Source organism: Congregibacter sp. (assembly GCF_045107095.1).
Lineage (GTDB): Bacteria > Pseudomonadota > Gammaproteobacteria > Pseudomonadales > Halieaceae > Congregibacter.
Window position 1 is genome coordinate 1 of record NZ_JBGCFU010000021.1, and the last position, 23,139, is coordinate 23,139.

The 23,139-nt window shown below is 50.8% G+C and carries 22 protein-coding genes; 18 read left to right on the forward strand and 4 right to left on the reverse strand.

The window, feature by feature from the left end; translation table 11 throughout:
- The 4 genes from gyrB to dnaA form a co-directional block, all read right to left on the reverse strand.
- Positions 1–2,306: DNA topoisomerase (ATP-hydrolyzing) subunit B (gyrB, locus tag AB8B76_RS04175; RefSeq protein ID WP_405270568.1), on the reverse strand; the 2,306-nt coding region annotated here is incomplete at its 3' end.
- Positions 2,307–2,324: 18 nt separating this feature from the next.
- The gene (gene recF, locus AB8B76_RS04180) at positions 2,325–3,452 is read right to left on the reverse strand and encodes a DNA replication/repair protein RecF (RefSeq protein ID WP_405270605.1); all 1,128 of its coding nucleotides are present in this window, start codon (positions 3,450–3,452) and stop codon (positions 2,325–2,327) included.
- Between the two features lie 24 nt (positions 3,453–3,476).
- Positions 3,477–4,580 (reverse strand): DNA polymerase III subunit beta, encoded by a 1,104-nt coding sequence (dnaN, locus tag AB8B76_RS04185; protein WP_405270570.1) that lies wholly within the window; start codon positions 4,578–4,580, stop codon positions 3,477–3,479.
- Between the two features lie 158 nt (positions 4,581–4,738).
- Positions 4,739–6,247, reverse strand: coding sequence for a chromosomal replication initiator protein DnaA (gene dnaA / locus AB8B76_RS04190; protein ID WP_405270572.1), 1,509 nt, complete (start codon positions 6,245–6,247; stop codon positions 4,739–4,741).
- Positions 6,248–7,072: 825 nt separating this feature from the next.
- Here dnaA and rpmH point away from each other — a divergent pair.
- The 18 genes from rpmH to AB8B76_RS04280 all read left to right on the forward strand — a co-directional run bounded on the left by rpmH (position 7,073) and on the right by AB8B76_RS04280 (position 23,090).
- Positions 7,073–7,207, forward strand: a complete 135-nt coding sequence (gene rpmH / locus AB8B76_RS04195) for a 50S ribosomal protein L34 (protein WP_084566938.1) — start codon at positions 7,073–7,075, stop codon at positions 7,205–7,207.
- Positions 7,208–7,250: 43 nt separating this feature from the next.
- Complete coding sequence (rnpA, locus tag AB8B76_RS04200; RefSeq protein WP_405270575.1) at positions 7,251–7,610, forward strand: ribonuclease P protein component; 360 nt, start codon at positions 7,251–7,253, stop codon at positions 7,608–7,610.
- On the forward strand, positions 7,607–7,849 hold the full coding sequence (yidD, locus tag AB8B76_RS04205) for a membrane protein insertion efficiency factor YidD (RefSeq protein WP_405270577.1): 243 nt from the start codon (positions 7,607–7,609) through the stop codon (positions 7,847–7,849). The genes rnpA and yidD overlap by 4 nt, the downstream gene beginning before the upstream one ends.
- Before the next feature lie 6 nt (positions 7,850–7,855).
- Positions 7,856–9,616, forward strand: a complete 1,761-nt coding sequence (gene yidC, locus AB8B76_RS04210) for a membrane protein insertase YidC (RefSeq protein ID WP_405270579.1) — start codon at positions 7,856–7,858, stop codon at positions 9,614–9,616.
- A 19-nt stretch (positions 9,617–9,635) separates the two neighbouring features.
- Positions 9,636–11,000: a tRNA uridine-5-carboxymethylaminomethyl(34) synthesis GTPase MnmE gene (mnmE, locus tag AB8B76_RS04215; protein ID WP_405270607.1), complete on the forward strand. Its 1,365-nt coding sequence runs from the start codon at positions 9,636–9,638 to the stop codon at positions 10,998–11,000.
- 479 nt (positions 11,001–11,479) lie between these two features.
- Positions 11,480–13,417 (forward strand): tRNA uridine-5-carboxymethylaminomethyl(34) synthesis enzyme MnmG, encoded by a 1,938-nt coding sequence (gene mnmG, locus AB8B76_RS04220; protein ID WP_405270581.1) that lies wholly within the window; start codon positions 11,480–11,482, stop codon positions 13,415–13,417.
- A gap of 3 nt (positions 13,418–13,420) precedes the next feature.
- Entirely contained in the window at positions 13,421–14,056 is a 636-nt protein-coding gene (gene rsmG / locus AB8B76_RS04225; RefSeq protein ID WP_405270583.1) for a 16S rRNA (guanine(527)-N(7))-methyltransferase RsmG, read from the forward strand.
- Between the two features lie 34 nt (positions 14,057–14,090).
- Positions 14,091–14,888 carry a ParA family protein gene (locus AB8B76_RS04230; protein WP_405270585.1) on the forward strand — a complete coding sequence of 266 codons (798 nt, stop codon included), beginning with the start codon at positions 14,091–14,093 and terminating at the stop codon, positions 14,886–14,888.
- A 2-nt stretch (positions 14,889–14,890) separates the two neighbouring features.
- Positions 14,891–15,769 (forward strand): ParB/RepB/Spo0J family partition protein, encoded by an 879-nt coding sequence (locus tag AB8B76_RS04235; RefSeq protein WP_405270587.1) that lies wholly within the window; start codon positions 14,891–14,893, stop codon positions 15,767–15,769.
- A 225-nt stretch (positions 15,770–15,994) separates the two neighbouring features.
- Positions 15,995–16,411, forward strand: coding sequence for an ATP synthase subunit I (locus AB8B76_RS04240; RefSeq protein WP_405270589.1), 417 nt, complete (start codon positions 15,995–15,997; stop codon positions 16,409–16,411).
- A gap of 75 nt (positions 16,412–16,486) precedes the next feature.
- Positions 16,487–17,365 carry a F0F1 ATP synthase subunit A gene (atpB, locus tag AB8B76_RS04245; RefSeq protein WP_405270591.1) on the forward strand — a complete coding sequence of 293 codons (879 nt, stop codon included), beginning with the start codon at positions 16,487–16,489 and terminating at the stop codon, positions 17,363–17,365.
- 83 nt (positions 17,366–17,448) lie between these two features.
- Entirely contained in the window at positions 17,449–17,688 is a 240-nt protein-coding gene (gene atpE, locus AB8B76_RS04250; RefSeq protein WP_008293388.1) for a F0F1 ATP synthase subunit C, read from the forward strand.
- A gap of 63 nt (positions 17,689–17,751) precedes the next feature.
- Positions 17,752–18,222: a F0F1 ATP synthase subunit B gene (locus tag AB8B76_RS04255; protein ID WP_405270593.1), complete on the forward strand. Its 471-nt coding sequence runs from the start codon at positions 17,752–17,754 to the stop codon at positions 18,220–18,222.
- Between the two features lie 9 nt (positions 18,223–18,231).
- A complete protein-coding gene (locus AB8B76_RS04260; protein WP_405270595.1) occupies positions 18,232–18,768 on the forward strand; it encodes a F0F1 ATP synthase subunit delta in 537 nt (178 codons plus the stop codon).
- Positions 18,769–18,785: 17 nt separating this feature from the next.
- Positions 18,786–20,330 (forward strand): F0F1 ATP synthase subunit alpha, encoded by a 1,545-nt coding sequence (atpA, locus tag AB8B76_RS04265; protein WP_405270597.1) that lies wholly within the window; start codon positions 18,786–18,788, stop codon positions 20,328–20,330.
- A 16-nt stretch (positions 20,331–20,346) separates the two neighbouring features.
- A complete protein-coding gene (gene atpG / locus AB8B76_RS04270) occupies positions 20,347–21,210 on the forward strand; it encodes a F0F1 ATP synthase subunit gamma (RefSeq protein WP_405270599.1) in 864 nt (287 codons plus the stop codon).
- Positions 21,211–21,227: 17 nt separating this feature from the next.
- Positions 21,228–22,625, forward strand: a complete 1,398-nt coding sequence (gene atpD, locus AB8B76_RS04275; RefSeq protein WP_405270601.1) for a F0F1 ATP synthase subunit beta — start codon at positions 21,228–21,230, stop codon at positions 22,623–22,625.
- A 33-nt stretch (positions 22,626–22,658) separates the two neighbouring features.
- A complete protein-coding gene (locus AB8B76_RS04280) occupies positions 22,659–23,090 on the forward strand; it encodes a F0F1 ATP synthase subunit epsilon (protein ID WP_405270603.1) in 432 nt (143 codons plus the stop codon).
- Positions 23,091–23,139: the final 49 nt, after the last annotated feature.

Consider the following 23,139-nt stretch of genomic DNA (forward strand, 5'->3'; position numbering starts at 1 on the left):
TCATCGATAGTAACCTGAAGCATCCGACGGCTTTCAGGATCCATAGTGGTTTCCCAAAGCTGCTCTGGGTTCATTTCACCTAGACCCTTATACCGCTGAATGTAGTATCCCCGCCGGGCCTCCGTCATCAGCCACTCTAAGCCGGATACAAAGCTCTGTGTCTGGTGGGTCTTTTCACCGCGTTGAAAATAGCCCGTCTCATCGATCAGATCATTCAGGGTTTCGCCCAAGGCCGCCATCGCCGCGTAGTCCTTTGATCGGAAAAACTCCGGCTTGAGCTGAATGGGGCGCTCGACACCGTGGGCAACCATACGAACCAACGGATACCAGGTTTCTTGATCGTCACTTCTTGGCTCGACAGAGTAGCTTGTTCCCTTGGTTTTCAGTGTAAGTAAGCGCTCACTCATTTTTTTGCTGTATAACTCTACTGCGCTCTTATCTGCTAAATCCGCCTCATTCAGGTGGGGACCAAACACCAACTCCCAAACTAACTCTTCGGGATAGTGCCGGCTTCGACGCTTGACGATCGCCTCCACAGATTGATACTGACGTATCAGTTCGGCAAGGGATTCTCCGCTGATTGCGGGGGCATCGGCGTTCACGTAAAGTGCCGCACCCTCGAGAGCAGAGGCCGTTAGAAACTCAGCTAGCGCAGTGTCATCCTTCAGATACTGATGCTGCTTTCCTTTTGCGATTTTGTAGAGAGGAGGCTGAGCAATAAAGATATGACCGCGATCAATAAGCTCACGCATCTGACGGAAGAAAAAGGTCAGCAACAAGGTGCGTATGTGTGATCCGTCCACATCCGCATCGGTCATAATAATAATGCTGTGATAACGCAGCTTATCGGGATCGAACTCTTCTTTTCCAATGCCGCAACCCAGCGCAGTAACCAAGGTGCCCACTTCGACAGATCCGAGCATCTTATCGAAACGCGCCTTCTCAACATTCAAAATCTTGCCCTTTAGAGGCAGAATCGCCTGAAAACGCCGGTTACGGCCCTGCTTGGCTGAACCGCCCGCGGAATCACCCTCTACCAGATAAATTTCAGATAAAGAGGCGTCCTTTTCCTGACAGTCGGCCAGCTTGCCCGGTAGACCAGCAATGTCCAGAGCGCCCTTGCGGCGAGTCATCTCGCGGGCTTTACGTGCAGCTTCACGAGCTCGTGCCGCATCAAGCATTTTTGTCACAATCGCTTTGGCTTCACCAGGGCTCTCAAGCAAATACTCGCTAAAACGGTTGTTCATGGCCTGCTCAACAACTGTTTTCACCTCTGATGAGACCAGTTTGTCTTTAGTCTGGGACGAAAACTTAGGATCCGGCACTTTTACGGAAACAATCGCTGTTAGACCTTCCCGGGCATCATCACCTGTGGTGCTGACCTTTGCCTTCTTAGCCAACCCCTCTCGCTCGATATAACCATTCAGAGTTCTAGTCAGCGCAGAGCGGAAACCGGCCAAATGGGTGCCCCCGTCTCGCTGGGGAATGTTGTTGGTATAGCAGAAGATGTTTTCTTGATAAGAGTCATTCCATTGTAGAGCGACCTCTACAGCGGTTCCGTCTTCCGCCTCGCTTTGGAAGTGAAAAGCCTTGTGCATAGGGTTTTTGTTGCGATTTAAGTAGTCAACAAAGGCATTAAGGCCACCTTCGTAGAAATATCGGTCTTCTTTACCCGAACGCTCATCTGCAAGCAGGATTTCGATGCCTGAATTCAAAAAGGCCAGCTCTCGCAAACGCTTAGCAAGGATTTCGAACTCAAACTCAATATTTGTAAAGGTGTCTGCTGATGGTTTAAAACGGATCAGCGTGCCCGTTTGATCGGCGTCACCAACATCCTGGAGTGCGCCCTGAGGTACACCATGAGCGTAGCGCTGCTCAAAGCGTCGGCCGCCGCGCCAAATCGTAAGCCAAAGCTCCTCAGAAAGCGCATTTACAACAGAAACACCCACACCATGCAGTCCACCAGAGACTTTATAGGTGTTGTCATCAAATTTGCCCCCGGCGTGAAGTACCGTCAAGATGACTTCTGCGGCGGAAACCCCTTCATCGTGCATCTCGGTGGGGATACCGCGACCATCGTCCTGTACCGAAACGGACTCATCAGGGTGGATCGTGATAAGTATTTTCGCGCAATGCCCAGCCAGAGCCTCATCAATAGAGTTATCGACAACCTCAAAAACCATGTGGTGCAGGCCGGTGCCGTCATCGGTATCCCCGATGTACATCCCGGGACGTTTCCGAACCGCATCAAGACCCTTAAGAACCTTAATTTTCGACCCATCATAGTTTTCAGATGCATCGCTCATTGCACGTACTCCAGTGTTTTAGCGGCTTTGAGCCGTTTTTCCGTTGTCAATCTCTGGTGAAGCCAGGCCAACTTCGCCTTGTTTCACGTGGAACATCGCCACGCTTGTATCAGAACCCAGCCACTCCACAGGAATCGCTGAGCGGCTGACACAGGTAATTAATGTCTGTGCCCTCATCGCGGCAAGCATCCTACACACGCGCTCGCAGCGCTCCGCATCCAGCTCCGACGGTAAGTCGTCGATCAAATACAAAACCTCGCCCTGCTCACCCGCCAACATTTGGCCTTGAGCGAGCTTTAAGGCACAGACAAGTAGCTTCTGCTGTCCCCGCGATAACGTGTCTGCCGCAGAGTAACCACCCACTGTTACCCTGATATCCGCTCGTTGCGGTCCGGTTTGGGTAAACCCCTGCTCCTGGTCCGACGCCAAACCTCTATGTAGTGCTTCTTCATAGCTGCTATTTGCATCCCAACCACGACGATAGGCTAGATCTACCGGGCCAATCTCCGGTGCGAGCACTTGAATAATCGGCTCAAACACCGTGCGCAATGTATCCAGAAATCGCTCTCTGCCAGCGGATACCTGCTCTGCGTGGACAGCTAAATCCCGCGTCCACACCTCTAATTCTGAGTGCTCAAGTTTACCACGGCGAAGCAGATGATTCCTTTGTGTTAAAGCCCGCTGAAATCGCTGTCTGTGCTCTCGTAGGTCATGTTCCACGTGAAACACACCCCAATCCATAAATCGCCGCCTATTTGCCGGCTCGCCTATGAGCAAATCAAAGCTATCTGCATTTATGAGCAACAGCGGAAGCTCGTCGGCAAGCTGAGCAACAGAGCGGGAGGGCTCGCCTGCAACGCGGAGTGAAATACCGCCCGCTTTTTCCCTCTGAACACCCATAGAAACTACGCCGCCGCCGGGCAAACGCCGCTCCCCACGTATCACGTAGCTAGTCTCTCCGTGGGTGATCAATGATTTAGCGCCACCGGAACGAAAAGAACGCGCAGTGCCGAGTATATGCGCCGCTTCTAACAAACTCGTCTTGCCGCTACCGTTAACACCATACACAACGTTGTGCAGCGATAACGGGCCAAGCTTTGACTCGGTTAGGTTTCTGAGGTGGTGAATATTAAGGGAGGCTAACAGAGGCGGCCCCTCCGCCCAGTCGGCTTAAAGCCGCATGGGCATCACAACGTACAAGGAATCACCGCCGTCGGTTTCTTCAAGTAGCGCACTACTATTGGGGTCGGACAGCGAAAAGCGTATTTCCTCGCCGCTTAAGACACCCAGTACGTCGAGCAAATAGCCGACGTTAAAGCCAATTTCCAAGGAGTCACCGCTATAGTTGACCGGCAAATTCTCTTCCGCCTGCTCTTGCTCGGGGTTGTTTGCAACAATCTCCAAGCTACCCTCGGAGAGTTTTAAGCGCACCCCGCGGTATTTTTCGTTAGATAAAATCGCTGTTCGCGTGAACGCCTGGCGAAGCTCCGTTCTCGAGCTTTGGACAACCTTGTCCGCTGATCGAGGAAGGACTCGCTCGTAATCGGGAAATTTCCCATCCACAAGCTTGGAAGTAAACGTGAATTCGTTGGTTGTCGCACGCAGATGATTGCTACCCAGAATAATGGTGACGTCTTCGTCATCGTTCTGCATAAGACGGGAAAGCTCTAGAACACCTTTCCTCGGCAAGATCACCTGCGTGTCGTCAAGGTCTTTGAGTGTGCCGGGAAACGTGCAAATCGCCAGGCGGTGCCCGTCAGTTGCCACCGCTCGCAGACGCCCTGCTCGCAACTCCCAGTACATACCATTGAGATAATAACGAACATCCTGCTGGGCCATAGCAAAGCCTGTTCGTTCGATTAACCGGCGCAGCTGCCCTTGTTTTAACGTAAATTGATGGGTTCCGATGCTGTCTTCTATGTTCGGAAACTCGCGCGCAGGCAGAGTTGCTAGCGTAAACCGGCTTCTACCGCTGCGAACCGTGGCTTTACTATCAGCAACAGATATCTCTAAATCAGAACCGTCTGGGAGACTTTTGCAAATATCTGCAAGCTTTCGCGCGGGTACCGTTATCTCTCCGGCATCGCCGTCTGCTTCCAGATTAACGCGTCCAACCAACTCAACTTCCAAATCCGTTCCGGTGATCGATAAACGGTTGCCATCAAGGTTTAGTAAGACATTGGAGAGCACGGGCAATGTCTGCCGACGCTCAACAACCCCTGCAACCAGGTTAAGTGGCTTGAGAAGGGCATCTCGAGAAACTCGGAATTTCATTAAAAGTCCTTAAACGGGCCGCGTACTAGATAAAAAAGCACCCTAGTTTAGCGCATCATGCGCACATCGTGGCGATGAAAAAACCGAATTTTTCCACCTGTTGGTGTTATACAAGCTGCATTGCGTGCGTCTAACCAAGCTCGCAACTGAGTCCAAAACTACGTCGTGAGAAGCCGCAGTAAATTCTTATAGTCTTCGTGGATATCGGAGCTCGTTTCTCTAAGCTCACGTATCTTTCGGCAGGCATGCAACACCGTTGTATGGTCGCGACCTCCAAAACTATCGCCGATCTCAGGCAAGCTGTAGTTCGTCAGCTCTTTCGCCAAGGCCATAGCCACCTGTCGAGGACGGGCCACCGAGCGATTACGCCGACGGGAGTTAAGATCGGCAACTTTGATCTTGTAATACTCAGCAACCGTGCGCTGGATATTATCCAGGCTCACCTGTTTATCCTGCAGAGCTAACAAATCCTTGAGGCTTTCTTTTACGAGATCAACATCTATGGGTCTTCGGGTGAAGTTAGCGCTCGCTATCACCCTCTTAAGCGCGCCTTCTAGCTCTCTTACATTCGAGCGAATCCTTTGCGCAATGAAAAAAGCCGCATCGGGAGGCAGGTCCAACCGCGCTTGTGTTGCCTTATTCATCAATATGGCGACCCGGGTTTCAAGATCCGGCGGCTCCACAGCAACCGTAAGGCCCCAGCCAAATCGGGACTTGAGACGCTCCTCTAATCCGTCTATTTCTTTTGGATAACGATCACAGGTAAGAATCATTTGTTGGCCGCCTTCAAGCAGCGCGTTGAATGTGTGAAAAAACTCTTCTTGAGACCGATCTTTCTTCGCAAAAAACTGGATGTCGTCAATTAACAGTGCATCCACCGACCGGTAGTAACGTTTGAAGTCAGCAATCGCGTTCAGCTGCAGAGCTTTGACCATATCGGCAACGAAACGCTCAGAGTGCAGATAAACAATGCGAGCATTAGGCTTATTGAGCTTCAACGCATTACCGACCGCATGCATAAGGTGTGTCTTACCCAGACCTACACCGCCATACAGAAACAATGGGTTGTAGGCGCCACCAGGGTTTTCCGATACCTGGTTTGCAGCAGCCAGCGCTAGCTGGTTTGACTTACCCTCTACAAAATTACTGAACGTGTAGTTACTCACCAAATTATGCTGGTGTTGCAGAGCTTCATGGACTTCTGATTTGCTCGCCTGCCCGTAATGAAGGGTCGTTTCTACTAAAGACGCCGTTTTTCGATTCACCGGCAGCCCTTCGTCCGCCGCTTTCTCAACAAACTCACCTTCAGAGGTGGCTGCGGTCCCACCCACTACAGCTAACGCCGGACCCCTTGAAACAGGCGGTGTAGCCGGTATGGGTGTTGTTGGAGCTAAGGAAACGGGTGCCGCAGCACCGGCTCGCGCTGACCCAGAGGCTATTTCTAACTGAAACTCCGCTTCTCCCGTCTGCACTTCGCGCAACAGCTGGGCAATAAGCTCTCCATACTTATCAGTAACAAAGTCGCAGATGAACCGGTTGGGTGCCAGCAGCTGCAGCGACTGTTCTGTGTGCGTTGCCTGGAGTGGTCGTATCCATGTATTGAATTGTTGTGCAGGTAATTCATCCTGCAAACGAGTTTTGCAGTGTGCCCATATCGTTTCTGACAAGATTCACTCTCTTCTGCCGTCTGATCTCGAACAACTCGCCAGACGATCAATTTTCATGGTTTTTCAGGTCTTCGGAGAAAGCTCTCTACAAAAAGGCTTTTGCTCAGCCACCGTCGCTTATATCGCAACTTCTACCGTGCTACGTAATCACCTTCCTAACTTTACTTACCGAAACGTAACGACTTGCATAAACGATCACTGTTCTGATGCTTTGCGACTGTGAAGCTCCGCGGTAGCAACTTAAAACCGTTCGTCAATAGTTCTTCGGGTGGGGCTGTTGATATCCCTGACCCTAGCTCCGTCGATGAGGCCATCATAACGCCACAACCCGGACTTATCCACATCTTCAGGCAAAAATATTGTTTGTAATTAATGTTATAAATCAATAGGTTACGTTTTTTCATGGTTAAAACAACGAAATTTTTTGTGACCTTAGCATTCTGCCTGTTTTGTGGGAAACCTGTGTATATCTTTGGGGGAAAGTGTTTATAAACAGTTGCAGGCCGTTGTTTCTATGGCCAACACTCCCTGTGTAAAAGTCGCTCATGAACGGGTACGCGCTGTGGCTACTATTTACGGCAAATTACTCTCAGACACATGCACTTAGAGCATTGAATAACCCTAGGCAATTCACTACAATGCGCGGCCCAAATTTGCCAGTACCGTCGGCGTTGACGGGAAGCTGTTTACGTAGCGATAAACCGTAGCCACAAAAGCAGCAACACATTGGCGGAACCCTAACAGTAAATCGGAGGGTCGTTCAGCTAGGATTTGGTCCTACAAAACGTTCGCCCGATTATTTAGAAAGACTTAAGTGAGAACATCATGAAGAGAACTTTTCAGCCCAGCGTCTTAAAGCGCAAGCGCACCCACGGCTTTCGTAGCCGCATGGCCACCAAAAGCGGTCGCGCAGTCATTTCCCGTCGTCGCGCGAAAGGCCGTAAGCGTCTCGCTGCCTGATTCAGGCGAGTCCTGATTCAAGCAACAGAATCTGGCCGTTACTGTGGCTGCGAAGTTTCGGCCCAGTCAACGGCTTCTTACTGCCGATGACTACCGGCAAGTTTTTAAAAAACCGGACCAAAAAGCCGGACAGAAAGAGCTGCTATTATTAGCCCGGCAAAACAATTTGCCCCAACACCGACTCGGTTTGGCGGTGGCTAAGAAGCATGTCCCCACAGCAGTGAAGCGAAACGTTATCAAACGGCTTGCCCGCGAACACTTTAGAACGCTTGGGCCAAAGACGCCCTCTTATGACATTGTGGTGCTCACCCGGCCCGGTGCTCGTAACGCCAGTGCTACAGGAATTAGTAGTGCCCTGAATAAACAGTTCGCGCGCTTAGGCCTTGTGGTCACACCAACATGAATTCGCTATTTCAAACCGTTCTTCAAGCAATGATTCGAGGATACCAACTTCTCCTTAGTCCGCTGCTTGGCAATCACTGCCGCTACTATCCCAGCTGCTCAAGTTATGCCGCTGAAGCAATAGAAACCCATGGCGCCTGGAAGGGCTCCAGGCTTGCGGCTGCCAGAGTTTTACGGTGCCACCCGTGGCATGAAGGGGGCGCAGATCCTGTTCCACCCGCCTGTCAACATCAGGACTAATTGATAATGGATATCCAACGCACGCTGCTCATCGGCGCGATCATGCTTCTATCGTTTATGTTGCTAACCGAGTGGGTAAATTTTCAGGAGGCTAAAGAAGAGGTTGTCTCTACCGAGACGCGCCTGACTTCTGGGTCCGCTGTTGCTCCAGCGAATACCCTGCCCGATGACGCGAACACTGGTAGCAATGGCGACTTACCTTCGACTCTTCCTTCTTCAACTATCGAAGGAACTGTCGACGCCGCTGATACAGACGACATCCCCGAAGTCGGAATAGCTGTGGATACCGCTAACAACACCACTACAGCAGTACCCTCCGTTGCTCCATCCAACGACATCATTCAAGTGTTTACCGACAATTTGCAAGTCGCCATCGATCTCAATGGTGGAGATGTCGTTGAAGTAGCTCTCGCGCAATTTTTGGCGGATATCGATGACCCCGAAACACCGTTTGTTCTATTAGAAAACAACTCCCAACGCGTGTATGTCGCGCAGAGCGGACTCATTGGTAAAGACGGTATCGATAGTAAACAGCGTGCTAAATACCAAAGCGTATCCCGTCGCTATGACATGGGTTCCTCGGACACACTACAAGTAGACTTATTGTGGTCTAACGAAGCCGGACTCTCTGTAACAAAGCGATTTAGCTTTCATCGAGACAGCTACGTGGTCGACGTAGACTTTATCATCGACAATCAAAGTAGCACTCGATGGCAGGGTAACCTGTTTGGCCAGATCAAGCGTGATAGCAGTGCTGCCGAAACCGGTGGCGGCGGAGGTATGGGGATGCAGCCGTTCCTCGGCGCTGCAACCACAACACCGGACGACCGATTCAAGAAATTCAGTTTCGATAAAATGCTCAAAGAGCCATTTCGTGAGCAGAACACTGGCGGATGGATCGCTATGATTCAGCACTACTTTCTGAGTGCCTGGATCCCCAATCCCGATAAAACCCACACCTACAGCACACGGGTTACCAGCACCGGTTTCAACATCGCTGGTTTTACCAGCCCAGCAGTAATTATCGATCCGGGCAATCAAGGTGAAGTAAGTGCTCGCTTTTACGCTGGACCTAAGGATCAGTACAGTCTTCAGGAGATATCACCGTTCCTGGAACTCAGCGTCGACTACGGCTGGTTATGGTGGGTTGCCCAACCTCTTTTCTGGTTACTGACGAAAATTTTTGCGGTCGTAGGAAATTGGGGCGCCGCGATCATTCTCCTTACGGTTCTTATTAAGGCTGTGTTCTTTAAGCTATCAGCAACGAGCTACAAGTCCATGGCAAACATGCGCCGCGTGCAGCCAAAAATGGCGGACATCCGCGAACAATACGCCGACGACAAGCAAAAACAGTCACAGGCAATGATGGAGCTGTACAAGAAAGAGAAGATCAACCCGATGGGCGGCTGCTTACCCATCCTTGTACAGATGCCTGTATTCATCGCGCTGTACTGGATGCTTATGGAAAGCGTCGAGCTTCGACACGCACCGTTTATTTTATGGATCAACGATCTGTCCGTCATGGATCCGTACTTTGTACTGCCTCTGATGATGGGAGCGAGCATGTTCTTTATGCAAAAGCTCAACCCTCCACCACCAGATCCCATGCAAGCCAAGATCATGCAGTGGTTGCCTGTCATCTTCACTTTCTTCTTCCTGTGGTTCCCCGCAGGGCTTGTTCTCTACTGGGTAGTTAACAACTTGCTGTCTATGGCGCAGCAATACGTGATCACCCGGCAGATAGAGAACGCTAGCGCCAAAGCTTGAACCTGCTGTCGTGAACCTCATGGTGGGCGACAGCGATACTATTGCGGCCATAGCGACGGGCCCTGGAGCCGGTGGCGTAGGAATCATTCGCCTTTCTGGACCTTGCGCTTTTTCTGTCGCACACCGTCTGACAGGGCTCCACGCAAAAGCACGACAAGCCCACTTTGTATCGATCGTGGATCAGCAAAATGAGGTCCTGGATCAAGGACTCTTAATTCAGTTTCCCGGACCGCAATCCTTTACGGGCGAAGATGTCGCTGAGCTTCATTGCCATGGAGGACCGATCATTCTGAGAACGGTACTTCGTGAATGTATAAGCTGCGGCGCCCGTCAGGCTGCACCGGGTGAATTCAGTCAGCGTGCTTTTCTTAACAACAAGATCGATCTCGTGCAAGCTGAGGCTATAGCGGACCTCATAAGCAGCAGCACCGAAGCCGCCGCACGTAGCGCTAGTCGATCACTCAGTGGCGCTTTTTCAACCCAGGTGAGCGCGCTACTGGAACAACTCATACGCCTGCGCGTGTTTATTGAAGCCGCCATAGATTTCCCAGAGGAGGAAATTGACTTCATCGCTGATAGCGACGTGATTGAGCGACTCGAAACGCTTCAAGACTCCATAAATCAATTGCTGACCGTTGCTCGACGCGGGCGTACGCTGCGTGACGGATTGAAACTTGTAATTGCCGGAGCACCCAATGCCGGTAAATCCAGTTTGTTAAATCAATTGGCAGAACAAGACACGGCCATCGTTACCGACATCCCCGGTACCACCCGCGATCTTTTACGAGAACACATACAAATCGGTGGTTTACCCTTACACATTGTGGACACCGCCGGACTCAGAGATTCAGGCGATGCCATCGAACAAGAAGGTATTCGTCGCGCTCGCGCTGAAATGCAGACCGCGGATCACATTCTCCTGGTTATAGATAACAGCAATCATGAAAGCGGTCAGAGTAGTACCGAGCTTGTCGCCGCCTATGATGGTGACTTACCGAAAACAGTACCTCTTACACTGATCCGTAACAAATGTGACTTAAGCAAAACGCCAGCGTCACTGAACGCTGGTGCATTCACCGAGGTGCATTTGAGTGCACGAAATGGCGAAGGCATAGACTTGTTAAGACAACATCTATTAGCCACTGCTGGACTGTCACACCAGGAAACTTCGGACTTCAGCGCTCGGGAACGGCATGTTCTAGCTCTTGAGGACTGTGCCCAACATCTTGCGCAGGGGCTTACTCAACTGAAGGAACACGGCGCCGCTGAGTTAATCGCCGAAGACCTGCGTTATGCCCAAGACAGTCTGGGAAGTATCACTGGATCCTTTAGCAGTGACGCTTTGTTAGGAGAAATCTTTGGTAGTTTTTGTATCGGCAAGTAGCAACTGTGTTTCAAAAAAAAGTAGCTGCTGTATTCCACACACAACAACTTCTCACCAGCTTATACACACTTTTTCACAACCGAGGTAAAAGGCCTGTAGAGGCAACCGTGTAAATGAGGATAAGCAGTCTGTGCATGAACCTTGGTATTTTTATACCCAAGTGGTCCGCCGACCTTACATAGATGTTACAGATCATATTTACAGATTTATCATTGGTTTAAGTATTTGATTTAAATAACGAAACCAGACTTATACGGAAAAAACAGCCCCTTAATAATAACTACAATAAATAAACATACCTATATAAAGGTACTTAATTAATAAATATGTAATACCTTGCAGCAATGACCGAGGTACCTATAATCCGCGGCCCAGTTGATAAGCTTGATCAAAGTTCAGTAACGAGCTTTTCCTCTTTAGTGACAAACAACCACGAACTAATGTTCAGGAAACCCTGATAGAGACGATACAATTAAGTCATGGACTATCCCTCTCAATTTGACGTTATCGTCATCGGAGGCGGCCACGCAGGAACAGAAGCTGCGTTAGCGGCCGCCCGGATGGGTTGTGCCACCTTACTTTTGACACATTCCGTCGACACCCTTGGACAAATGTCCTGTAACCCCGCTATTGGAGGCATCGGAAAAAGTCACCTCGTTCGGGAGATTGACGCCTTGGGTGGTGCCATGGCCAAGGCGACGGATCAGGCAGGTATTCAATTTCGAATATTAAACAATCGAAAAGGTCCCGCCGTGCGTGCGACGCGGGCCCAAGCCGACCGTGTCCTCTACCGCAATGCAATTCGAGCAATTATCGAAGCACAGCAAGGATTACAGGTTTTTCAACAAGCGGTTGACGATCTCATAGTAGAGAACAACACGGTACGCGGCGTTGTTACTCAGACTGGATTACGTTTTAAAGCACCCAGAGTCATTTTGACCACAGGAACTTTCTTGGGCGGCAAGATGCATATTGGTCTTACCCGGTCTGCTGGCGGTCGAGCAGGTGACCCGCCATCAAACGTGTTGGCAGACCGTTTAAGAGAGCTGCCTTTTCGCGTTGAGCGATTGAAAACGGGTACACCACCAAGGCTTGATGCGCGCAGCGTTGATTTAGATAGCCTTGAGAAACAGTGGGGAGACACCCCCCGACCTGTTATGTCATTTCTCGGAGACCGTAGTGAGCATCCGGAGCAACGATGCTGCTGGGTGGCGTACACCAACGAACGAACCCATGACATCATTCGCGGAGGACTGGATCGCAGTCCTCTGTATACCGGTGTGATTGAAGGCGAAGGTCCTCGTTATTGTCCTAGTGTAGAAGACAAGGTCCAGCGATTTGCTGATAAAACCTCACACCAGGTTTTTGTTGAACCTGAGGGTTTAACCACAAACGAGCTCTACCCCAATGGTATATCCACTAGTCTGTCGTTTGACGTGCAAATGGATCTGGTCCGCAGTATTTCTGGTTTTGAAAATGCACATATCACCCGACCTGGATACGCAATCGAATACGACTTCTTCGATCCCCGAGATCTCCTCTCATCTTTAGAAACCCGGTGTGTTGCTGGTTTGTATTTCGCAGGGCAAATTAACGGTACCACTGGATACGAGGAAGCAGCTGCTCAAGGACTCCTCGCAGGTATCAATGCTGCGCTCGCTATTCGCGAAGAAGCACCTTGGTGTCCTCGAAGGGACGAGGCCTATTTAGGTGTCTTGGTAGACGACCTGATCACTATGGGTACAAAAGAACCCTACCGCATGTTTACTTCCCGGGCCGAGCACCGCTTATTGTTACGAGAGGACAATGCCGATCTGCGACTTACCGAGCAGGGACGAAAATTAGGTTTAGTAGATGATCAGCGCTGGGATCAGTTCAGCAGAAAGAGAGACCTGATCAACATAGAGCAAGAACGTCTAAAGCGAACCTTCGTGCATCCCGGGAGTAACGCAGCCGACAGCCTTAGTGCGAAACTCGCCAAGCCCTTGTCTCGAGAATACAGTTACGCAGAGTTGCTCAAACGGCCAGAGCTTGATTATGCGGATATCGCGGCCTTGGATTCTGATGGCGTTGACCACGAACAAGCCGCATTGCAGGTGAGTATCCAGGCAAAGTACGCGGGGTATATTGACCGACAGCATGACGAAATCAAACGCGTACAGCGCTACGAAGGTTTATCCTTGCCGATAGATTTGGATTACGAGGCAGTATCGGGTTTGTCGCATGAGGTTCGTGACAAATTGATTGCGCAGAAGCCGGAGACATTAGGTAAGGCATCCCGAATACCGGGTGTAACGCCGGCAGCAATTTCATTGCTTCTTGTGCATATGAAGCGCAAACAGGGAGCAAAGGATCCAGGGGGTCAGGCAAATGCATCTATTGCCGAATCTCAGGGCGTCCGCCAGCAGACACACTGATCCGTGCGTCATCAGTTAGGCCAAGGCTTATCAGAGCTGGATATTGATCTAAGCGATGTCCAGCAACAGTTGCTAATTCAGTATTTGGAACTGTTGTCTCGCTGGAACAAAACTTACAACCTCACAGCAATTCGCGACGATTCATCCATGGTGACTAAACACCTATTGGATAGCCTTGCGGTACTTCCCCATTTGCAAGGGCAACGGTTTATCGACGTGGGTACCGGAGCGGGTTTGCCTGGTATACCTCTCGCTATCGCTTCACCCGACAGGCACTTTTCGCTGCTCGATAGCAATGGCAAAAAAACCCGGTTTTTAGTGCATGCCGCCAACGAATTAGCCTTGGACAATGTCGAAGTAGTGAAATCGCGGGTTGCCGATTTTGTGCCTAAGATTGCTTATGACGCGGTGTTATCGCGGGCCTTTGCATCTCTCGATGATATGATCAATGGTTGTCGGCATATGCTGACCTCTTCGGGAGAGTTCCTTGCCATGAAAGGGCAATACCCCGACGAAGAGTTAACACAACTTGATACAGGTTTAATGCAGGTATCCGTCGTTGATCTGCAGGTACCTGGTTTGTCGGAGTACCGCTGTTTGTTGCGGATACGCCCTCAAAAAGACCTGGAACAAGCATGAATCAAATTTTGACAAAAACTGAAGGTTCAGTGTTTTGGCTCGAATAATTGCCATCGCCAATCAAAAAGGTGGTGTGGGTAAAACTACTACCTGCGTGAATCTGGCGGCTTCATTGGCGGCCATGAAAAAACGCGTCTTACTGGTCGACCTTGATCCTCAAGGCAACGCGAGCATGGGTAGTGGCGTGGACAAGTATTCTCTTGAGCGCAGTGTCTACGATGTTTTAGTTGAGGCTTGCAGTGTTGAAGATGCTGTTCAAAGCGCTGCGGAGAGCGGTTTTGACGTGTTACCAGCCAACGGAGATGTGACAGCCGCAGAGGTAGAGCTTATACACGCAGAAGGCCGAGAGCGCCGTTTACGTGCTGCTCTAGGTCAGGTCCAATCTCAATACGATTACATGCTGATTGACTGCCCGCCATCACTGAATCTTCTTACTCTGAATGGTTTGGTTGCGGCCGACGGAGTCATCATCGCCATGCAGTGTGAGTATTTTGCACTTGAGGGATTGTCGGCACTTTTGGACACTGTGGAGCAGGTGAGATCCAGCGTTAATGTGGGTTTGGAGGTCGAGGGTATTTTGCGCACCATGTACGACCCTAGAAACAGCCTTACAAACGCTGTTTCAGGTCAACTTCATGAACACTTTGGTGAGAAAGTATATCGGACGGTCATACCACGTAATGTCCGCCTCGCGGAAGCACCAAGCCACGGCGTACCCGCTATGCACTATGACAAGTATTCTAGGGGTTCTCGGGCGTATATGGCGCTCGCCGGTGAAATGATACGCAGAGAGGAACGTCTTCTCTCGTCAGAGAACAGATCGGGAGCGTAGGGATGGCGACCAAACGACGAAGTCTTGGTAAGGGTCTCGATGCTTTACTCGCAGGGAGTCAGCGCAACGAAACTGCATCTGTTACCCCTGAGCCTTTGAGTACTGAAAAAGGTCTCTTGCAAGAACTGCCAGTGGACCTTATTCAGCGCGGTCAATATCAGCCGCGAAGAGACTTCGATCCATTTGCTTTGCAAGAACTCGCTGACAGCATTAAAGCGCAGGGCGTTATGCAGCCCATTGTGGTTAGACCTATTGCTAACGAGCGTTACGAGATCATTGCCGGTGAGCGTCGTTGGCGAGCAGTCCAGCAAGCGGGACTAGATAGTATTCCGGCACTGATACGCAATGTGACCGATGAAGCGACGGTAGCGATGTCGTTGATCGAGAATATCCAACGGGAGGATTTAAACCCGATAGAAGAAGCCTACGCCCTGGAGCGCTTACAAGAAGAGTTTGAAATGACGCAACAACAAGTTGCCGATGCCGTGGGCAAATCTCGCTCAGCTGTAGCTAATCTTTTGCGCTTAACGTCTTTACAGCCCGATGTGCGCACACTGCTGGAGCACGGCGACCTTGATATGGGTCACGCCCGTTGTCTGCTGACACTCGACGCGGAACTACAGGTACAGCTGGCACGGCGCGTTGTGGCAAAGGGCTTATCAGTTCGTCAAACTGAAGCGTTGGTGAAACAGCAACAAACCAGAAAACCGGCGACCCAGCCAAAGACCCTGGATCCGAATATCCGTAGTCTCCAGGACGAGCTATCTCAGAAGCTCGGTAGCGCTGTACACATTCAGCATAATGCCACAGGCAAGGGTAAGGTGATCCTTAACTATGGAAGTCTCGATGAGCTAGACGGTATTTTGAGTCATTTGAAGTAAAACGCGGCTTTGATTACGGTTTTGTCCAACATAATGTCTACTACATATGGTTCCCCTTTTTACCCTTATATCTACATGTAGTGCTGTGGATGCTGTTGTAGACAGCACCAAGGGTTTACCCCGGGATTTGAGGTCTCTTTTTTCCCTAAACACCATTCCCGCTTGCTTGAATGCGGTAGGTTTAGCTTCTATAATACGGCCGCCCAAATCAGGACGTACTTTTTAGTGGCGCAAGAAAGGGTGGGGGAAAAGGCCGTTCAGGCCGCGCACAAGACGCCCCCAAGGCCGCAGTATCTGCGGACCACCCTCATCCAGTTGATGTTGCTGTTTGCTGTGGCGCCAATTATCTACTTGGCGGCCGGGTTGGCCAGCGCAGTATCTCTGGCCTGCGGAGCGATGTGCGCGATGGTGCCTCAGGCGTACTTTGCAGTTCGATTGACTGCTGCGGCCAGGCAGAGCGCACATCAAGCAGCCAGATTGGGCTTGGCCGCCGAAGGCGGGAAGTTCGTTTTGAGCGCGTCAATGTTCGCGCTGGTATTTGCAGTAATAAAGCCTTCTTATCCTGGCTTGGTGTTTGCGGGATTTGCGGTGTTTTGGGTAGTACAGGTAGTCGATGGTATTCGGCTCTTGCGGGCGAGATAGTTGTTGGGATTTTTATTTAAGTTCCAAACATTGAATAGACAATGGTCATAGGTAAAACGTAGGGCTTTAGTACAGATGGCAGGCGAAACTCAGACAATTTCAGACTATATCGTCCATCACCTGACGAACCTGACCTATGGAAAGCTGCCCGGCGGGTATCACCGGCATGATGGCAGCACTGTGCAAGAAGGCGGGGTCTGGACCATGGCTCACGGTGGCGATGAAGCGACCGCCATGGGTTTTAACGCAATTCATATCGATTCCATGATCTGGTCTATCGGTTTGGGAATTATCTTCTGTTGGTTGTTTAGAAGTATCGCCAAGAAGGCCTCGTCAGATGTGCCTACGGGACTGACTAATGCCATCGAAATGGTCGTGGGTTTTGTAGATAACACGGTTAAAGATACCTTCCACGGTCGCAATCCTATGGTGGCACCCCTCGCCCTGACGATTTTCGTCTGGGTGTTTTTGATGAATCTGATGGATCTTTTGCCCGTTGACCTAATTCCCCACACGCTGATGTTGTTCGGCGTTGAATATCAAAAAATTGTCCCCTCTACCGATCCCAACATCACCATGGGAATGGCGGTAGGCGTCTTTATCTTGATGCTTTATTACTCGATCAAGGTAAAGGGGTTCGGTTTTGTAAAAGAGCTTACGCTGAACCCCTTCAATCACCCGTTGTTTATCCCCGTAAACCTGTTTATGGAAGTGGTTGGGTTGCTCGCAAAGCCCTTTTCACTGGGTTTGCGACTGTTCGGCAACATGTATGCCGGAGAAATGATCTTTATTTTGATTGCTGCTCTGTTCAGTGCAGGTGTTGCCTGGATGCTTCCGGCCGCGCTGATGCAGGTAGGTTGGGCGATTTTCCACATTCTGGTTATTACATTGCAGGCATTCATCTTCATGGTGCTGACCATTGTGTATCTCAGCATGGCTCACGAAGATCACTAATAGAACGGCACTATTAATTACCAAGAACGAATTAAAACCGTACTTTTTTAACTTTCAATACTTTTAGACTTTAGGAGAAAACAATGGAACTGATCTACGTTGCTGCTGCAATCATGATGGGCCTTGGCGGACTCGGTGCTGCGATTGGCGTGGGCCTTCTTGGCGGAAAGCTGATCGAAGGTTCTGCACGTCAGCCTGAGCTTGCACCTAAGCTGCAAACCACCTTCTTCCTGGGTGCTGGTCTTGTAGACGCTATCCCCATTATTGGTGTTGGTATCGCTATGTTCCTGATCTTCGTTGTTGCACCAGGTGCAGCGGCTTAATACGCCGGATTACTTATCCCACGACGGTGAATGCCGTCTGCGTGTTTTCGCAAGGAGCAGGTAGTGAATATTAACCTTACCCTCATCGGGCAAATGCTAGCGTTTGTAGCCTTCGTCGTCTTCTGTATGAAGTACGTCTGGCCACCTATTCTGGCCGCGATGCAGGAGCGTGAGCAGAAAATCTCTGAAGGCCTGGCTGCCGCTGATAAAGCGAGCCACGATCTTGAACTGGCAAAAGAGAAAGCTGTTGAGCGCTTAAAAGAAGCTAAAGAAGAAGCAGCGGGAATCGTTGATGCCGCTAATCGACGGGCCACTCAGATAGTTGACGAGGCCAAAGATGCTGCCGTAGCTGAAGCTGACCGCGTTAAAACAGCTGCACAAGCTGAAATAGAGCAGGAGAGCAACCGAGCGCGAGAGCAACTTCGCAGTCAGGTCGCAGCTTTATCTTTGGCTGGAGCAGAGAAAGTACTTGGCGCGAGCATAGACGCTTCGGCACATGCCGAAATAGTCGACAAGCTCGCTGCCGAGCTATAGGCCTAACTTATGGCAGAGCTCAGTACTCTCGCACGTCCTTATGCACGGGCGGCTTTCGAATACGCTAACTCAGAGAGCGCTCTAAGTGAGTGGATGACAGAGCTGCAGTTGGTTGCGGCTGTTGTTTCTGATGATGCGGTTCAAGGCCTTCTTGGCGACCCATCATTAACCACTGAAAAGCAAGCAGAAGCGTTTGTGGATTTGTTGGGTGATGAACTTGGCGAAAGCCGTAAGCGCTTTCTCCACGTTCTTGCAGAAAATCGCCGTCTGGGTCTCGTGCCGAGTATTCTCACACAGTTTACGCAACTCAAGGCGCAGCGTGAGCAAAGTGTTGACGTGGAAATGGTGTCGCCCTTTGAAGTACCTGACGCGGTTCGAGATCGCATTGCCCAGGCGCTCGGCAAACGCCTGGACCGTGAAGTGGTTGTTAGCACCAGTATCGACAGCAGCCTTTTGGGTGGCGTACTGATTCGCGCAGGCGACCTGGTTATTGATGGCAGTGTTCGCGGGCGGCTTAACAAGCTTGCCGAAGCACTGACAAATTAGTTTTTGAGGAACAGATCATGCAGCAACTGAATCCATCTGAAATAAGCGATCTGATTCGCCAGCGAATCGATCAGCTGGACGTCAGCAGCGAAGCACGAAACGTCGGAACTATTGTTTCTGTTACCGACGGTATTATCCGTATTCATGGTCTCACTGAAGTTATGTACGGTGAGATGATCGAGTTTGACGGTGGCGTTTACGGAATGGCGCTTAACCTCGAGCGTGATTCTGTGGGCGCGGTTGTACTTGGCGACTACAAAGGTTTGGCAGAAGGTCAGTCTTGCCGTTGCACCGGCCGAATCCTCGAAGTTCCCGTAGGCCCTGAACTTCAAGGCCGCGTTGTTGATGCGCTTGGAACACCGATTGACGGTAAAGGTCCCGTTAATGCAGCGATGACCGATGCTCTGGAAAAAGTAGCGCCGGGTGTAATTGCTCGTCAATCTGTTGACCAACCGGTACAGATTGGACTTAAGGCGATCGATGCCATGGTTCCTATTGGTCGTGGTCAGCGAGAGCTGATTATTGGTGACCGTCAGATTGGTAAGACTGCTATCGCTGTTGACGCGATCATCAACCAGAAAGGCACAGGTATTAAGTGTATCTATGTCGCTGTTGGTCAGAAAGCTTCCTCGGTTGCTTCGGTTGTTCGAAAGCTCGAAGAGCACGGCGCGATGGATCACACCATTGTCGTTGCAGCTAATGCTTCAGACCCTGCTGCAATGCAGTACCTGGCTCCATTTGCAGGCTGCACCATGGGTGAGTACTACCGCGATCGTGGCGAAGACGCACTAATTATCTATGATGACCTGACGAAGCAGGCCTGGGCCTACCGTCAGATTTCATTACTGCTTCGCCGACCACCGGGTCGTGAAGCTTATCCTGGTGACGTTTTCTATTTGCACTCGCGTCTACTCGAGCGCGCTGCACGCGTTAACGCTGATTATGTCGAGAAATTTACCGATGGTGCGGTAAAAGGCCAGACGGGCTCACTCACAGCTCTACCCGTGATTGAGACTCAGGCTGGTGACGTATCTGCGTTTGTTCCAACCAACGTAATTTCGATTACCGATGGTCAGATCTTCCTCGAAACTGACATGTTTAACTCAGGCGTACGTCCTGCGATGAACGCCGGTATTTCGGTATCTCGAGTAGGTGGTGCCGCGCAGACTAAAGTAATTAAGAAGCTGTCTGGCGGTATTCGTACAGCTCTCGCACAGTATCGTGAGCTGGCGGCCTTCTCTCAGTTCGCATCCGACCTGGATGACGCTACAAAGGCACAGCTTGATCACGGTGAGCGAGTTACTGAACTTATGAAGCAAAAGCAGTATTCACCGCAGAGCATCGCGGAGATGGGCCTTATGCTATACGCCGCAAACGAAGGCCATCTTCAGGATGTTGATGTTGAGAAGATTGGTGACTTTGAATCAGCCCTGCTGTCCTTTGCACATGCAGAACATGGTGACCTGATGAAGCAGGTGGTTGATTCCGGTAACTACAGTGATGAGACCTCCAGCAGCTTTGAATCATTGATTCAGACTTTCAAGTCTACGCAGACTTACTGAGCCCGGAGACGCACTAATGGCAGCCGGCAAGGAAATTCGCACTAAGATCACGAGTATCCAAAGCACTCAGAAGATCACGAGCGCGATGGAAATGGTCGCCGCAAGTAAAATGCGTAAGGCCCAGGATCGCATGGAAGTTGGCAAGCCCTACGCTCGCCGCATTCGTTCGGTTGTAGGTCATATCGCCAATTCGGCACCTGAATATCGCCACGTTTATATGGAAGAACGCGAGATTAAGCGTGTTGGTTTCATTATTGTGTCGACGGACCGAGGTTTGTGTGGCGGCCTGAACATGAACTTGTTCAAGGCGACCATACGGGCAATGAAAGAGTGGGCCGACCAGGATATCGAAATCGATCTGTCTCTTGTGGGCAGTAAGGCGATAGCATTTTTCAACAGCTTCGGCGGAAACGTTATTGCCGTGGCTCGCGATATCGGTGAAGAGCCCGCTCTTGAAGATCTCATTGGTGGTGTAAAGACCATGCTCGACGCTTATGAAGAGGGCAAGATTGATCGTCTCTTCCTGGTGAGTAATGAGTTCGTCAACACCATGACTCAAACGCCGACGGTGGAGCAGGTTCTCCCGCTGCAGGCGGAAGACAGTGAAGAGATGAAGCATCACTGGGATTACATCTATGAGCCAGAAGCTCGCGACCTATTAGAAGGCTTGCTTACTCGTTACATTGAGTCTCAGGTGTACCAGGCGGTAATCGAGAATGCGGCCTGCGAGCAAGCGGCTCGAATGCTCGCCATGAAGAACGCAACAGATAACGCTGGTGACCTTATTGATGAACTCCAGCTTATTTACAACAAGGCCCGCCAGGCTGCGATTACTCAGGAATTGTCTGAGATCGTAAGTGGCGCGGCTGCTATCAGTTAAAGAGAAGAGGTACACACATGAGTAGCGGACGAGTCGTACAGATCATCGGCGCGGTTATCGACGTGGAGTTTCCCCGTGATGCTGTGCCGCAGGTTTATGACGCGCTGAAGATCACAGAGAAAGACATCACTCTGGAAGTTCAGCAGCAACTTGGCGATGGCGTTGTTCGCACAATTGCCATGGGTTCCTCCGAGGGTTTGTCCCGCGGATTGGATGTGGCCAACACCGGCGCTCCTATTGCAGTCCCCGTTGGTGGCGAGACCTTGGGTCGCATCATGGATGTACTGGGTAACCCTATCGATGAGCGCGGTCCTATTGGTGAGCAGGAGCGCGCGTCTATCCACCGTGCAGCGCCTACTTACGAAGAGCTTTCAGCCTCTGATGATCTCCTTGAAACCGGCATTAAAGTAATCGATCTGGTTTGTCCGTTCGCCAAGGGCGGAAAGGTCGGACTGTTCGGTGGTGCTGGTGTTGGTAAGACCGTTAACATGATGGAGTTGATCAACAACATCGCTCTGCAGCACTCCGGACTCTCCGTGTTTGCTGGTGTAGGTGAGCGTACTCGTGAAGGTAACGACTTTTACTATGAGATGCAGGAATCCAAGGTAGTAGACCTTGAGAACCCCTCTAACTCAAAAGTTGCCATGGTTTACGGCCAGATGAATGAGCCCCCTGGAAACCGTCTCCGTGTAGCACTTACGGGTCTGACTATGGCGGAAAAATTCCGCGATGACGGTAAAGATGTTCTCCTGTTTATCGACAACATTTATCGTTACACATTGGCGGGAACCGAAGTATCGGCACTATTGGGCCGTATGCCTTCTGCGGTGGGCTATCAGCCGACTCTGGCTGAGGAAATGGGCGTACTTCAGGAGAGAATTACTTCTACGAAGACCGGGTCTATTACCTCTATTCAGGCGGTATACGTACCAGCTGATGACCTGACCGACCCCTCTCCTGCAACAACTTTTGCTCACCTCGATTCGACCGTAGTACTGTCGCGGGATATCGCTGCGAAAGGTATTTACCCAGCGGTAGATCCTCTCGATTCAACTTCTCGTCAGCTAGATCCGCTGTTGATTGGTAATGAGCACTACGATACTGCCCGCGGTGTACAGAACGTACTTCAGCGTTACAAAGAGCTGAAAGATATTATCGCGATTCTGGGTATGGACGAGCTGTCAGAAGACGACAAGCAGACCGTTGATCGTGCTCGTAAGATTGAGCGTTTTCTTTCCCAGCCTTTCCACGTGGCAGAGATCTTCACCGGTGCCCCAGGAAAATATGTGTCACTGAAAGACACGATTGCGGGCTTTAGTGCGATTCTCTCGGGCGAATATGATCACCTGCCAGAGCAGGCGTTTTACATGGTTGGCAGCATCGATGAAGCTGTCGAGAAAGCCAAGAACCTGTAAATCGCGTTTCGCTGAGAATCTGAGGTAGAGAGTATGGCCATGACTATCCATTGCGACATTGTCAGTGCTGAGGAAGAAATTTTCTCAGGTCTGATAGAGTCGCTGGTCGCAACCGGCGAAGTCGGCGAGCTGGGCGTGAACTATGGTCACGCTCCACTGCTGTCGTCCCTGATTCCTGGTCCTGTGCGCATCACTCTGCAGAACGGTGAAGAGCAGGTCTATTATGTGTCCGGTGGTTATCTCGAAGTACAGCCGGGCGTTGTCTCTATCCTTGCAGATACGGCTATGCGTGCTGATGACGTGGATGAGGCTGCAGCCGAGGAAGCACGGCGAGACGCAGAGCAAGCGCTGGCAAACCAAACGGGTGACTTTGATTACGGTCGCGCGTCGTCGCAATTGGCAGAAGCGGCAGCGCAGCTGGCCACGTTGCGTAAGATGCGTAATCGCTCGGGTCGCGGCAGCTAAGCCAATTAGCATGGTTTACCCTGAAACCTCGGCAATGCCGGGGTTTTTT